Source organism: Mucilaginibacter conchicola (assembly GCF_003432115.1).
In the GTDB taxonomy this organism is placed as follows: Bacteria; Bacteroidota; Bacteroidia; order Sphingobacteriales; family Sphingobacteriaceae; genus Mucilaginibacter; species Mucilaginibacter conchicola.
This window is the reverse complement of the sequence record NZ_QWDC01000004.1, coordinates 360,946-375,210: the sequence shown is the minus strand read 5'-3', so window position 1 is coordinate 375,210 and position 14,265 is coordinate 360,946. Positions and strand designations below refer to the sequence as shown.

The window sequence follows — 14,265 nt, the reverse complement described above, 5'->3', positions numbered from 1 at the left end:
TTAACGTTAGTCTGCTCAATTGCCGCAGGGGCTGTTACTTTGTCTTGATACAAAGTAACCAAAAATCATACAGCAAAGAGGCTTCTTTGCCGCACAAGGCCTTTTCCCTGCAAGCGGTTAGAACCACGGGCGGCAACATCTTGCCACCACTTTGTTCGCACACGGCCAATGCTTCGGCAAGTATTGCTATGCCCCTGCTAACGCACTACCCACCATTGTTCTACCCACTTTCGCCCGAAGCTTTTTTGCTGACAGGAAAAAGATAAAGTAAAAAATGAAGAAGAAACAAACGCACTAACCAAGCGTTACCGAAAAATGCGACATAGTGTAACGTGCGGATAGCACAAACATTGCTAAAGCAGAAACGTTGCAGCGCGTTACCAAGTCGCGAGTTTTCTTTGGTTACTTTCTTTTGCGGAAAAAGAAAGTAACATCCACTGACGATTCATATCGTTAAAACCATACCTAACGAAGAACTAATCTTAAAGAGATAGCTTCGTACCTCGCAATGACGTGTGGAATAGTAAACCATTTCCATCCCCCATTGTTATCCTCTCATATAAACGCTAAAACCATGAAAACCATAACCGTACCCGGCGACCCATCTACACTTACCGCAGTGATGGTGCCAATGAATGAGATAGAATATCACGACCACGAGACCATCCGCATCGTATCGGCAGACAGCGATAGATCAGTAGAGAAAACTATTTTCCGCGTTGTTGATGGCGGCGAAAATAAGTGGGAATTGCAGTTTGAATAAAACTGCGATTTACTCCTTTGTAAATACCGTTATCTTGCCGCGTTGTGTCAATATAAATTGACCTTTATCAACATCAAACTCTAAATGGATGTCGTAAGGTTCAAACTCGAACACATTTTTTGCGACTGCATCAAACTTAATGGCGCTTTGCCCGGCAGCCGTGCCTACCAGCGTGGTATTGTCTTTACTCATGGTGATCTTAACAGGAAAATCGGGGCTGGTGTAAACACCAAGATATTTATCAAGATCTTCGGTTTTAAGCGCAAGGGTTTTAAATGTTGGTATAGTATATGTTTGGTTTAAAACAATACTTTTTACACCCTTAAATATCTTATCAATACCATAACTGCCACCGTTACTGATATAACATATCGCAATCTTCTCCACCGGGAAATACGCCAACTCCGACCGGTAGGCATCTATGGCACCACCATGCCCGTAGCTTTGTTTATCGCCGTTAATTGTCAAAAACATCGCCATGCCATAGCCATCCTTCATGGTTTTCATCAGTTCGAGCGTGGCTGGCTTCACCAGTTTGCCCGCAAATAGCGATTCAATAAATTTATCCAGATCGGCCGGGGTAGATACCATAGCCCCCGCACCGGATGGTATGCTCATATCTGTTTCCGCAAACTTGTTCCACTTGCCATCGTACGTATAAGATAGCGCCTCGTTATTGGCCGTGTTGGTTTTAACGCCATAGTAAGTATCCTTTAAACCAATTTTATTTACCACGCGCTGTTTTACCAACTCCGCGTAACTCTTTTGAGTAATTTTTTCAATAACGTAGCTTAACAAAACAAAGTTGGTATTGCTGTATTGGGCTTTGCTACCCGGCTCAAAATCCGGTTTCATGGCGGCTATCCTGGCCAGCAATTGCTCATGCGTTTGCGGGGCCAGCATATAGGTGTTGTAGGCAGGATCATTGGTAAAATTGTGCAGGCCGCTATGATGGTTCAGCATCATACCTATGGTTATTTTAGCTGCATTTGGCACCTGCGGATAAAATTTATCCAGTGTAGTTTCCAACGTAAGTTTCCCTTCCTCTACCAGCTGCATTACCATAACACCCGTAAACATTTTACTGATAGACCCTATCCTATATTTGGTTTTGGCCGTAGCCGGGATGGTGGCCGGGCTATCGATAGCCGCGTTACCTATGCTTTTCTGATAAACTATTTGGCCGTTTTGCGATATAGCCAGGCTGCCCATGCTTTTGTTATTAGCAGCAAGTACATTTAACAGGCTATCTAAACGTGGCTTGTTTATGGTTTGCGCTTGTACGGATGCTGCTAAACCAGCGGCAGTTAATGCTAACGCGAGTATTTTTTTGATCATGGTTGATAGGTTTAGATATTGGATAAAAACCCATGTAAGTTGTTACAGGATAATTAGATCATTAATATCCCGGCATATACCTAACTCTCCAATATCTCGGCTATCTCTTCAAAACCTTTCTCGCGGGCAAGATCGGCGGGGAGTTTACCGCCTTCCATGCGAATATCGACATGGGCACCGGTTTCAAGCAAAAGAATCAATAATTCCAGATTACCATTTTGCGCGGCGGAGTGCAGCGGCGTAGCCCCCGAGCGTTGTTTCACATTCACATCGGCGCCATTATCTATCAGCATGCGGGCGGTATTGGTAAAATCGCCGGCTGCGGCCGAGTGCAGCGGGTAAACGTTAAAGCCATTATCTGATGGTTTATTTACGTCGGCACCTTTCAGCACCAAATAACGTGCTATATCATAATGGCCAAAATAGCAGGCCAGGCCAAGGGCGGTAAAACCATCTTCGGCATAATAATCTATCCTACCGGGATGTGCAGTTACCAGATAAGCCACATTATCAAAAGCTCCGGCGGCCGAGGCTTCAAACAGGTCGGGATTGGTAACATGGCTGAGCAAGATCTCGGTTACCTGCGGCTTTTTGTAATAGCATGAAAGCATCAGCGGAGATACATTTAAACTGGTTTTAGCGGTCGCCAGTTCAGGATGGTTAGCCAGCAGGGTTTGTAATTGCTCCAGATCGGCGTTGGCAATGTATTCTTCGAGATTTTCTATGCTCATTAACCGTAATAATACAAAAATTTCAATTATTTATAAACACCGCCTGCCCTATTTTCTTAAGGACTTTTGGCAGCCTTTTTACATTATGTTAAATAAAGTTAAAGGCTACAATTTTTTGTGTTTTTGCCGTTTGATGCCTAATCAAACAATAAACACATGAACCAAGCAACAAAACTATTCGCAATTCTCTTAACAGTGTCGGCATTATTCATCGGCACGCGGTCAAACGCCCAATCCATTCAAAAAAGCAAACTGCGCTTCGGCATCGGCTTAGATGGCCTGGCACCGGTTGGCCAACTTAGTAAGAGTACTAACTTTGGCCTGGGTATTACGCCGCGCTTACAATACGGCATTAATGACCATGTGGCCATCACGTTTACATCGGGGCTTTATCACTTCTTCCCGAAGGCTATACCAGCTGAGTTTAACGGACAACAGTACACCATCAAAAACGATCTGGATCTTATCCCCGTAAAACTGGGACTTAAGGCTTTTGTAACCTCTAACATTTATATAGGTGCAGAAGCCGGTATAGGTTTCCAGGTTGATAACGGTGGCGGCGATTCTAAATTTATGTCTTCAGGCGGTTTCGGCTACGCTAACAAAAAATGGGACGTTGGCGTTCGTTACGAAAACTTTAAAGCTAACGGCTACAGTAACAACGTAATTGGCCTGCGTGTGGCTTATGGCTTTGGACTGTAAATAAACCTCTTGATATTGAAAAGGTACGTTTGGTAACAGGCGTATCTTTTTATTTTAAATATCTCCGCCCTTGTTGGTGTTGTCACCAACAACATATATGCAAGGCTCTAACGCTTCACCTGAACGCGGCTTGTTGGTGACAACACCAACAAGGGCCAAGTGGTTCGACAGGCTCACCATGACAATTATTAACAAACTGCCAACTGCTGCATTATTGTTTCTTCTTAGATTTTGAATAACTTTATATTTGCAAAAACCACGAGTGAAGGATGCCGGTCAAAGGAAATCAATTTCGATCTAACAGCTTTAAAGAAGAAAATCAGCCACGCGAAACCGGCGGTAAAAAACCACAACGCGAGCGCCCTGCAAGGCAGCAGCAAACCGAGCGCCTGCCCATGTTTAACCTGCGCGATGGCCGTATCATCAAAATAGTTGGCCTGTTCTCGCTGGTGTTGTCGGTGTTTTTCCTTATCGCCTTCACATCCTACCTGTTCACCTGGCAACAGGACCAAAGCTATGTATCAAAAGCCAACGGCGGTTGGGGCAACCTGTTTAAAACCACCAAAGAGCTCATAGAGAACGGCGTAGCCAACCCTGTGGTTGACAACTGGCTGGGTAAATTCGGCGCGCTGCTATCAAACCAGTTTATTTTTGAGTGGTTTGGTGTGGCCTCGTTCCTGTTCGTGTTCATCTTCTTTATTATAGGTTACCGCTTGTTGTTCAAGATCAGGCTATTCTCGGTAAGCAAAATGCTGGCGTATACGCTTTTCAGTATTGTATTTTTATCGGTAACCATTGGTTTTGTACACGCCTTCGTGTCAGACTATCCGCACTTTGCCGAGGGTAACTTCGGTTTCTGGACCAACCGCTTGCTGGCTGCGCAGATAGGCCAATCAGGTACAGGTTTCCTGCTTATATTTTTGGCGCTGGCCGTATTGGTTATCGCTTACAACATCGACTTTAAATTACCTGCCCGCAAGCAGCGCCTTAATGATGATGTTGCTCCTGTAATAGCGCCGGAGCCTGTTGAGTTGGAGAACGAAGATATTTCTATCCCTGTTGAATGGCCGCGCAATGGCGCCAACAACCGTATTAAAGATATGTTGGCTGCAGAAGCTGCCGCTGCCGCAGTTGTTGAACCTGTAATGCAGCAGCAGGTGATGCCTACACCGGTAAACACTTACCACGAGCCTGTTGTGCTTACACCAGAGGTAACGCCTGTGCCTGAAAAAGTGCAGGAAGTTGAGGAAGAAACTGAAATACCGTTTACTATTGATGTAGAGCGCCCTAACCCGGTGATGAGCATCGAGGAAAGCGACACCGATAAAGCCAAAAGCCTGGTAGAGCAATTCGGTACGTATGATCATAAGCTGGAGCTGGCATCATACAAACTGCCAACGTTAGATCTGTTAGAGAACTACGGCACGGCTAAAATTTCGGTAGATGCGGACGAGCTGGAAGCCAACAAGAACAAAATTGTTGAGACGCTTAACCACTACAATATCGAGATAGATAAGATAAAAGCCACCATCGGCCCAACGGTTACGTTGTATGAAATTATCCCTGCGCCGGGCGTGCGGATCTCTAAAATTAAAAACTTAGAGGACGATATCGCCCTTAGCCTTGCTGCGTTGGGTATCCGTATCATAGCGCCCATGCCGGGTAAAGGTACTATAGGTATAGAGGTACCAAACCAACACCCCGAGATGGTTTCCATGCGATCAGTACTGGCTACCGAAAAATGGCAGAGTAACACCATGGATCTGCCAATTGCGCTGGGTAAAACCATCTCTAACGAAGTATTTATTGCCGATTTGGCTAAGATGCCCCACTTACTGGTTGCGGGTGCTACCGGCCAGGGTAAATCGGTTGGTATCAATGCTATCCTGGTATCGCTGCTATACAAGCGCCACCCTGCCGAGCTAAAGTTCGTGTTGGTGGATCCTAAAAAGGTAGAGTTAACGCTTTTCCGCAAGATAGAAAGGCACTTTTTGGCTAAACTGCCCGATGAGAGCGATGCCATTATCACCGATACCAAAAAGGTGGTAAACACCCTCAACTCCCTTTGTATTGAGATGGACCAGCGTTACGATCTGCTGAAAGATGCACAGGTACGTAACCTTAAAGAGTACAACGCCAAATACGTAAACCGTAAAATAAGCGACCCCGAGAAACACCGTTACCTGCCATTTATTGTACTGGTAATTGATGAGTTTGCCGACCTGATGATGACCGCCGGTAAAGAGGTTGAGCAGCCTATTGCCCGTTTGGCGCAACTGGCCCGTGCGGTGGGTATCCACCTGGTTATTGCTACGCAGAGGCCTTCGGTTAACGTTATTACGGGTACTATTAAAGCCAACTTCCCGGCTCGTTTAGCGTTCAGGGTATTATCTAAAATAGATTCGCGCACCATCCTGGATGCGGGCGGTGCCGATCAGTTGATCGGTCGCGGGGATATGTTGTTATCTACAGGCAGCGATCTCATCCGTTTGCAGTGTGCCTTTGTAGATACGCCTGAGGTAGAGAAAATATCAGACTTTATTGGCAATCAGCGTGGCTACCCTACCGCCCTGTTACTGCCTGAGTATGTTGGCGACGGCGAAGCCGGAAGCAGCCCTAAAGATTTTGATCCGGATGACCGCGATTCGATGTTTGAAGAAGCTGCACGATTAATTGTACTGCATCAGCAAGGTTCTACATCGCTCATTCAGCGTAAAATGAAGTTAGGTTATAACCGTGCAGGCCGTATTATCGATCAGCTGGAAGCTGCCGGTATTGTAGGCCCGTTTGAGGGCAGCAAAGCTCGTGAGGTATTATTTCCTGATGAGTACAGCCTTGAGCGCCACCTTGAAGAATTACAAAAACCGCGCGATTAAACCAATTTATCTGCTATCGCTCTAAACCATTATACAGCATAATGGTTATCAGTGTGCTTTTAAATTTATACCGTACATGAAAAAGTTTTTCGCATATATATTATTATCCGCAATAACCGTAACATCAGCCTTTGCCCAAAAAGATGTTGAAGCAAAAAACATCTTAAATAAACTGAGCAAGCAATACCGCACTTACAATGTAGTTAAAGCCGATTTTACGCTGAGTATTGATAATCAGCAGGCCAATTTCAAATCAACCCAAAGCGGTACCCTTATATCCAGTGCAAAAACCAATAAGTATAAAGTAACGGTTTTGGAGCCGGGCAAAAAAACGGTTAACCAGGAAATTATCAGCGATGGTAAAAGCCAATGGACGTATCTACAGGATGCCAACGAGGTGCAGCTGAGCAACGCCGATAACAGCGAGGAGGGCTTTAATCCCGGCAAGATCTTTACTATTTACGAAAGCGGCTACAAATACATTTACACCGGCCTGCAAACAGCAGGCGGCAAAACCTACCAGGTGATTGACCTTACCCCTACTGCCGAAAAATCGAGCTATTTTAAAGTGAGGCTGATGATAGACAAGGCTAAGAACCAGCTGTACAGCGCCCAGATATTTGATAAGAACGGCAGCAAGTACACCTATGCCCTGCGCAGCTTTACCCCAAATGTAAAGGTTGCCGAGAGTGTGTTTACGTTTGATAAGAAAGCTTATCCGAAGGCCGAATTGGTTGATTTGCGATAAATATCGGGGTAATTGTCAATTTTATATTTGACTCACCCGGTCTTTACTTCGCTCGACCACCCTCTCTGCTGCTTGCAGCAAAGAGGGTAAGAAAAATATCTACTTCTTTACCCTCTTTACGCTTGCGTAGAGAGGGCCGACAAGCTCCAGCGATGTCGGGATGAGTCAACTGCACAAGCGACTTAATATAGATTCATCAATTGATGAGCAAATGCCTTTAGGGGTAGCTCCTACCGAGCAAAATCTCGTTCAATATTTTTTCTACAAAGCGATAGTCCCTAAGGGACATTGGATTTGTTTTGTAATTGCATGCAGAAGGCTATTATAACTTATTATCACTTACGCTCTCTACCATGTTGCCCCGTAGGGGCTACCGCTTTGTAGCTAATCATCACTGAAATTCTTTTGCTCCATACGAGCTACCCTACCCGAAATAGCAAGTCGAAAAGCCACCTTTGCGCATTTTTTTTGAAAAATATTTTCATACCAGTCTGCACATCGGTACAAAAAACAGGTTTAGTTAATTTAAAGTTACTTTTTGGCCTTACGGTTCAAAAACCGCAAAACTACCGTTCCTGTGGGCATTTCCCTATATTTGATATAAACCAATATACCTGTACATGCACCAAATGAAAGTTACTCCGCAAACTGTTCATGATACTTTGAGCAAACATATTTTAGCCGATGGTTTCGATCTTACTTTTGATATGGAACGCAGCCAGGGCGTACACATTTACGACGCTAAGAACAACCGTACCCTGTTAGACTTTTTCACCTGCTTTGCGTCGGTGCCACTGGGCTACAATCACCCCAAAATGCTGAATGATGAAGGTTTTAAAAAGAACCTGATGCTGGCGGCATTAACCAACCCATCAAACTCTGACATCTACACCGAACAATACGCCCAATTTGTTGACACCTTTGATCGTGTAGGCATCCCCGATTACCTGCCGCATGCCTTCTTTATTGCTGGTGGTTCTTTAGCCATCGAAAACGCATTAAAAACCGCTATGGACTGGAAGGTACAGAAAAACTTCGCCAAAGGCTACACCGAAGAAAAAGGCCATAAAGTATTGCACTTTGAACATGCTTTTCATGGTCGCTCGGGTTATACCTTGAGTTTAACCAACACACAGCCTGTTAAAACCAAATGGTTCGCCAAATTCGACTGGCCAAGGGTATCTGTGCCAGAGATTCGTTTCCCGCTTACGGATGATAACCTGCAGGATCTGATATTCCGTGAGGATCAATCTATCGCCCAGATAAAACAAGCGTTTGTAGACAACAAAGATGATATCTGTGCCATCATCATAGAGCCTGTACAATCTGAGGGTGGCGATAAGCACGTGCGCCAGGAGTTTTTGGAGCAACTACGCATACTGGCTGATGAGAACGATGCCCTACTGATCTACGATGAAGTGCAAACCGGCGTGGGCTTAAGCGGAAAATTCTGGCTGCATGAGCACTTTGGCGACAAGGCAAGGCCGGATATTATTGCCTTCGGTAAAAAGATGCAGGTGTGTGGTATTTTAGCCGGCACGCGTGTAGATGAGGTAGAGCATAACGTATTTAATACTTCATCGCGCATTAACTCTACCTGGGGCGGTAACCTGGTAGATATGGTACGCTCGGCCAAAATATTAGATATTATAGAAGAAGATAAGCTTTGCGATAAAGCCGCCGAAACCGGTGCTTACCTGCAACAGCGCTTAAAAGATATTGCTGCTAAAAACAATAATATCACCAATGTGCGCGGCAAGGGCCTGTTAACGGCCTTTGATTTCCCTGATGCAGCCACCCGTAACCGCTTTATGGACCTGGGCTTACAGCAACATGTAATGTTCCTGGGCTGTGGCGATAAAACCATACGCTTTAGGCCTGCGCTTATTATCGAGAAAGAAAACATTGATGCCGGCCTTGGTGTAATGGAACAGATATTACCAAAGCTATAGTTAATTTGTAATAATATTGCTACAAGCGCCTTCATGTAACTGAAAGGCGCTTTTTTTGTATAGTTAAGATAATATAATTACACGGCGGCGTTATAATAATATATTTAATAACGGCTGTTATTATTTCATCGCCTGTGACGTATTAAGATTATAGAAGAGAGGATATTTAGAGAGATGAACAGATATATTGAAAAATTAAAAAAACAACTTACAGAGCTTGCTGAAGTTGTTAATTCTTTCCAGTCTGAAGCAGTACAGGTTAAAGTTGTAGAAAGGCTTTTAGACGAGATGATAGAGGCAGAGAAAGGTGAAGCGGAAGGATCAGAAGTTTTCAATAAACGGGGAAGACGAGCGGCCGGCGGCGAACATGATGACGATGCAAATAACCGCAAAAAGCCAGGTGCTACCAAAGTATTGAACCAACTGCTTACCAGCGATTATTTCAGGACACCACACTCGATATCGGCTATTGCCGAATACTGCCGCGAAAAATTCAATTCGGATTTTAAAACATCAGAATTATCCGGCATCCTGCTCAAACTATCAAAAGAAAACAAACTGCGCCGCGAACGCAACAACGATAGTAATCGTTTTGAGTACGTAGGAGCATAACAAAGAAGGCCGTTCAAATGAACGGCCTTCTTTGTTGAATCCATATTTTTTCTCATTGCCGTTGGCTTTAGCCAACGGTCTCCGCAACGGAGAGGCAGGTGGCTTTAGCCAAACTTCAGGTTTTCGGCTAAAGCCTGCTTAGCTTGTTTGTTAACCGTCCCATGAATGGGACGGCAATGAATTGAAAGAGGCACGCGTGCGCCAGCGCAATGATAAAAAACCAATCTCCAACCTCTACCTACAACAGATCAAACAGATCATCCACGCCCAATATCTTCCTTGAGGTAAAGCCTTCGCCGAATTTGGCATTGATACTTTTGCCAAACTCGCGGCCACGGCCGTTTATCTGGTCAATAAATTCAGGGGATGAAATGTAGGTTTGCGGCTCATCCTCATTATACTCCATGCTATGGAATTGTGAGCTGTAGGCATAAACGCTTTCTATCTTCTTATCCCAAAACTCGGTAACATCAACAATAATATCGGGTTTAATGTACCTATCCTGAATAAAATGGAGCACTTGGTTTGGTCGCCAGGCTTCCTGGGGCTGGCCGTTATCGTCAAAGGTCTCAATACGGCGCAGTCCGGCCAAAAAGCTTGATGCTTCAACCAGTTCGTTTGCACGGCCATGATCAGGGTGGCGATCGTGGTAGGCATTGGTAATGATGATATCCGGCTGGTATTTACGTATTATGGCGATCACTTCCAGCTGATATTCTTTTGTATTCTGGAAAAAACCATCGGGCAGCGAAAGATTCTCGCGAACGGTAAGGCCTAATATTTCGGCAGCTTTTGCTGCTTCTTTATCGCGTATCTCGGCAGAGCCACGTGTACCCAGTTCGCCACGGGTAAGGTCGGCTATGCCGACTTTATAGCCCATTTTTATATGCTTAAGGATGGTACCGGCACAACCCAGTTCGGCATCATCGGGGTGTACGGGTAAAACTAAAATATCTAATTTCATTTGGCAGAAAAGATGATGTATTACCTGGCATCAGCAGCCAGCAGGCGCTTAATGCTCTTTTTAATTTTTGATGACGTAGGCTTGGTGAACGGGAAATAGAAATCTACCACCTCGCCCTGCTTGTTTATAAGGTATTTATGAAAATTCCAGCGGGGTTTGGCGTTTACTTTACCATTGGCTTTCTTATCGGCCAGAAACTGGTATAGCGGGTGCGCATGCGGGCCACGTACCCTTATCTTCTCAAACAGCGGGAAGTTGTTACCGTAGTTATGGCAAAACGCTTCGATAGCCGCTCCCTCAAGAGGCTCCTGCTGCCCAAAATCGTTTGATGGGAATGCAAGTACTTCGAAATCCTGGCCGGCAAATTCTTTCTTCAGATCGACAATATCCTGTAGTTGGGGGGTAAAACCGCATTGCGATGCCGTATTTACTATCAGAAGTACTTTGTTCTTGTATTGGGATAAATTAACAACATCACCATCAATTTTCTCAACGGTGAACTGGTAGATGCTTTTACTGTCCATTTAATTGTAGTTAGAAACGTATCCTACACTTGCAAGGATAGCTTCAATATCGCGCTCCTCAGAGGCATCATAGGTTTCTTTAAGATTGTGCCCAAATATACGGGCAACGGATTGGAACAAAAAGGCATTAAAGCCACCTTTTAGTTCTTTAGCCAAAGCAAAACTGGTGGTACCTGTTTCGCGGCTCACAAGTTTAATAAGCACTTCGCCCTGGCTTATGGTAAGGTTTTTAATATCTTTATTAAATAAGTTTTTTACGTCTTTTTCGCAGGCCTTCATCAGCTCTTTCTGCTTCTTTTTATCGCCGGTAAGTGCAAGTTCGCGTTGTAACTGAATATAGCGTTGGGCAGCAAAACGTGCATAAGGCAGCACCTTCATAACGTTATATCGCAAGCGGCGGTATGCCAATCTGTCGGCCTCACTGGCAAAAATACGAGTTTCAACAATATTAACCGGCGGGGCCACTATCCATGGCACCAGTTCACCGTCAAGTTTCGTCATGTATACCTTGATGGTATCATTTTTGCCTAAATGTACAGGCGGGGCAGGTTTATCATCCTGCGCCTTTGCACTACCCAGCGCCAAACAAAACAATAGCAGTGGTAATATTAATTTCATATTTTTACTAACATACAAAATTAACGCATTTTATTTTGTTATTTTATATTAACCGGCAATAAAAATTATTGTTGCATGGTGATGATTTTTAAGCCCTATACGCCAATAGATGAAAGATTTAGTGATTGACCTTGAAGCCGAAAAAAAGGAGATTTTAAAACGCTACCGTGCCTTGCTGCGCGCCAGCAAATCTACTTTGCAAAAAGGCGACAAAAGACTGATACGTAAGGCGTTTGAGATGGCTTTAGAGAGCCATAAGGATATGCGCCGCAAAAGTGGCGAGCCATACATTTACCACCCTATTGCGGTTGCCCAGATAGCAGCCGAAGAGATAGGCCTGGGTACCACCTCTATTGTGTGTGCCCTGTTGCATGATGTAGTTGAAGATACCGATGTTACTTTAGAAGATATTGAGCTGGAGTTTGGCAAAAAAGTAGCCAAAATTATTGATGGCTTAACCAAAATATCGGGCGTTTTTGATACCAATAGCTCGTTACAGGCAGAGAATTTCCGTAAGATGCTGCTTACCCTTGCCGATGATGTGAGGGTGATACTGATAAAACTGGCCGACCGCCTGCACAACATGCGCACCATGGAGTTTATGCCGCGCGATAAGCAGTTGAAGCTATCGTCAGAAACGGTGTACCTGTATGCGCCGCTGGCCCACCGCCTGGGTTTATACGCCATAAAATCTGAACTGGAAGACCTTTCTATGAAATACATGGAGCGCGAAACCTACCAGTTCATCAAAAATAAACTGAACGAGAAAAAAGCCGAACGCGAGCGTTTTATCTCTGACTTTATAAAGCCGGTTCAGAAAGTTTTAGAAGGACAAGACCTGCATGGCGAGGTATTCGGCAGGCCTAAATCCATCCATTCCATCTGGAATAAGATGAAGAAAAAGGCCATCCCTTTTGAGGAAGTGTATGACCTTTTTGCCATCCGTATCATCCTTGATAGTACACCGGAGAACGAGAAAGCTGAGTGCTGGAAGGCCTACTCCATAGTAACCGACCTGTACCGCCCTAACCCCGACCGTTTACGCGACTGGATCTCATCGCCAAAGGCAAACGGTTATGAATCGTTACACACCACGGTAATGGGCCCGCGCGGCCAATGGGTTGAGGTACAGATCCGCACCAAACGCATGAACGAGATTGCCGAGAAAGGTTTTGCGGCACATTGGAAATACAAAGAATCATCAACAGATAGCGGCCTTGACCAATGGGTACAAAAGGTGCGTGATATGCTGAAAAACCCGGACTCGAACGCGCTTGATTTCCTGGATGATTTCAAGATGAACCTGTTCAGCGATGAGATCTTCATCTTTACGCCTAAAGGAGCGCTGATCCAGTTGCCATTGAATGCTACCGCGCTTGATTTTGCCTTTGAGATCCACACCGATGTGGGCGCAAGCTGTATTGGTGCCAAGGTGAACCACAAGCTGGTACCGCTTAGCCATAAACTGCAAAACGGCGACCAGGTAGAGATCATCACCTCGGGCAAGCAAACCCCTAAGGAAGACTGGCTGAACTTTGTGGTTACCGCAAAGGCTAAAGCCAAAATCAAATCGGCCCTTAAAGAGGAGAAACGTAAGATAGCCGAGGATGGCAAGGAGATACTGGAGCGTAAGATGAAGTCGATAAAATTGACTTACAATTCAGAGAACCTGCAGAAACTTAGCTATTACTTTAAGCTGCCATCAACACAAGATCTGTTTTACAACGTAGCTAAAGGCCTTATTGATATTAAAGACCTGCGCGAGTATCAGGCATCAGAAAAAGTAATTGAGAACAAGCCACAGGATAAGATAGAGGTTGACCAATTGCAGAGCCTGGTAAAAAGCATCAAGACCAAGGATAGCGATATACTGCTCATTGGCGAGGACATGCAGAAGATAGACTACAAGCTGGCTGCCTGCTGTAACCCTATCCCCGGCGATGACGTTTTTGGCTTTATTACCGTTGGCGATGGTATCAAGATCCACCGTACCAATTGCCCTAACGCCGCCAAGCTAATGGCCAATTATGGCTACCGCATTGTAAAAGCCCGCTGGACCAACCAACAGGAACTGGCCTTTTTAACAGGTTTGCGTATTACCGGTATTGATGATGTTGGTTTGATCAATAAACTCACCACAGTTATCTCTCAGGATTTTAAGGTGAATATCCGATCTATTACGGTTGATAGCGATAACGGTATTTTTGAAGGATCGATAATGGTGTACGTGAATGATACCGACCATCTGGAAAACCTCATCAAAAAACTGAACCAGGTTAAGGGCATTACCCAGGTGGTAAGGTTTGATTCGGCAGTGGAGAAAGCATCTTAGTGTAGTAGAGCCAAGAGATAAGAATAAAGAGTCAAGACCCTTTATTGAGATCAAAATAATCTCTTTGTTCTTAATTCTTGTCTATTGGCTCTAATGTGTTGATTT

13 protein-coding genes are annotated in these 14,265 nt (G+C 44.7%); 8 read left to right on the top strand and 5 right to left on the bottom strand.

Features of this window, described 5'->3' with window-relative positions:
• The first annotated feature begins 44 nt into the window (after nucleotides 1-44).
• The gene (locus D0C36_RS22470; RefSeq protein WP_117393959.1) at nucleotides 45-266 is read left to right on the top strand and encodes a hypothetical protein; all 222 of its coding nucleotides are present in this window, start codon (nucleotides 45-47) and stop codon (nucleotides 264-266) included.
• A gap of 308 nt (nucleotides 267-574) precedes the next feature.
• Nucleotides 575-763: a hypothetical protein gene (locus D0C36_RS22465; protein WP_117393958.1), complete on the top strand. Its 189-nt coding sequence runs from the start codon at nucleotides 575-577 to the stop codon at nucleotides 761-763.
• A gap of 9 nt (nucleotides 764-772) precedes the next feature.
• Here D0C36_RS22465 and D0C36_RS22460 read toward each other — a convergent pair whose 3' ends face one another.
• Both D0C36_RS22460 and D0C36_RS22455 read right to left on the bottom strand, forming a co-directional pair.
• A complete protein-coding gene (locus D0C36_RS22460) occupies nucleotides 773-2,101 on the bottom strand; it encodes a serine hydrolase domain-containing protein (RefSeq protein WP_117393957.1) in 1,329 nt (442 codons plus the stop codon).
• Nucleotides 2,102-2,181: 80 nt separating this feature from the next.
• Nucleotides 2,182-2,832: an ankyrin repeat domain-containing protein gene (locus D0C36_RS22455; protein WP_117393956.1), complete on the bottom strand. Its 651-nt coding sequence runs from the start codon at nucleotides 2,830-2,832 to the stop codon at nucleotides 2,182-2,184.
• A 156-nt stretch (nucleotides 2,833-2,988) separates the two neighbouring features.
• Between D0C36_RS22455 and D0C36_RS22450 the strand changes: the two genes are divergently transcribed.
• From D0C36_RS22450 to D0C36_RS22430, 5 genes are all read left to right on the top strand, one after another.
• Nucleotides 2,989-3,534: an outer membrane beta-barrel protein gene (locus D0C36_RS22450; RefSeq protein WP_117393955.1), complete on the top strand. Its 546-nt coding sequence runs from the start codon at nucleotides 2,989-2,991 to the stop codon at nucleotides 3,532-3,534.
• Between the two features lie 269 nt (nucleotides 3,535-3,803).
• Entirely contained in the window at nucleotides 3,804-6,410 is a 2,607-nt protein-coding gene (locus D0C36_RS22445) for an FtsK/SpoIIIE family DNA translocase (protein WP_117393954.1), read from the top strand.
• Nucleotides 6,411-6,486: 76 nt separating this feature from the next.
• Nucleotides 6,487-7,158 carry a LolA family protein gene (locus D0C36_RS22440; protein ID WP_117393953.1) on the top strand — a complete coding sequence of 224 codons (672 nt, stop codon included), beginning with the start codon at nucleotides 6,487-6,489 and terminating at the stop codon, nucleotides 7,156-7,158.
• Nucleotides 7,159-7,778: 620 nt separating this feature from the next.
• Nucleotides 7,779-9,110, top strand: coding sequence for an L-lysine 6-transaminase (lat, locus tag D0C36_RS22435; RefSeq protein WP_117393952.1), 1,332 nt, complete (start codon nucleotides 7,779-7,781; stop codon nucleotides 9,108-9,110).
• Between the two features lie 174 nt (nucleotides 9,111-9,284).
• Nucleotides 9,285-9,722, top strand: coding sequence for a hypothetical protein (locus D0C36_RS22430; RefSeq protein WP_117393951.1), 438 nt, complete (start codon nucleotides 9,285-9,287; stop codon nucleotides 9,720-9,722).
• Nucleotides 9,723-9,960: 238 nt separating this feature from the next.
• Here D0C36_RS22430 and bshB1 read toward each other — a convergent pair whose 3' ends face one another.
• Genes bshB1 through D0C36_RS22415 form a run of 3 tightly spaced genes read right to left on the bottom strand, consistent with a single transcriptional unit; the run spans nucleotide 9,961 to nucleotide 11,828 of the window.
• Nucleotides 9,961-10,686: a bacillithiol biosynthesis deacetylase BshB1 gene (gene bshB1, locus D0C36_RS22425; protein ID WP_117393950.1), complete on the bottom strand. Its 726-nt coding sequence runs from the start codon at nucleotides 10,684-10,686 to the stop codon at nucleotides 9,961-9,963.
• Between the two features lie 20 nt (nucleotides 10,687-10,706).
• Nucleotides 10,707-11,210, bottom strand: coding sequence for a glutathione peroxidase (locus tag D0C36_RS22420; RefSeq protein ID WP_117393949.1), 504 nt, complete (start codon nucleotides 11,208-11,210; stop codon nucleotides 10,707-10,709).
• Entirely contained in the window at nucleotides 11,211-11,828 is a 618-nt protein-coding gene (locus D0C36_RS22415) for a DUF4294 domain-containing protein (RefSeq protein WP_117393948.1), read from the bottom strand.
• Nucleotides 11,829-11,937: 109 nt separating this feature from the next.
• On the opposite strand from D0C36_RS22415, the gene D0C36_RS22410 reads away from it, so the two are divergent.
• Nucleotides 11,938-14,160, top strand: a complete 2,223-nt coding sequence (locus D0C36_RS22410) for a RelA/SpoT family protein (protein ID WP_117393947.1) — start codon at nucleotides 11,938-11,940, stop codon at nucleotides 14,158-14,160.
• The last annotated feature ends 105 nt before the right edge of the window (nucleotides 14,161-14,265 follow it).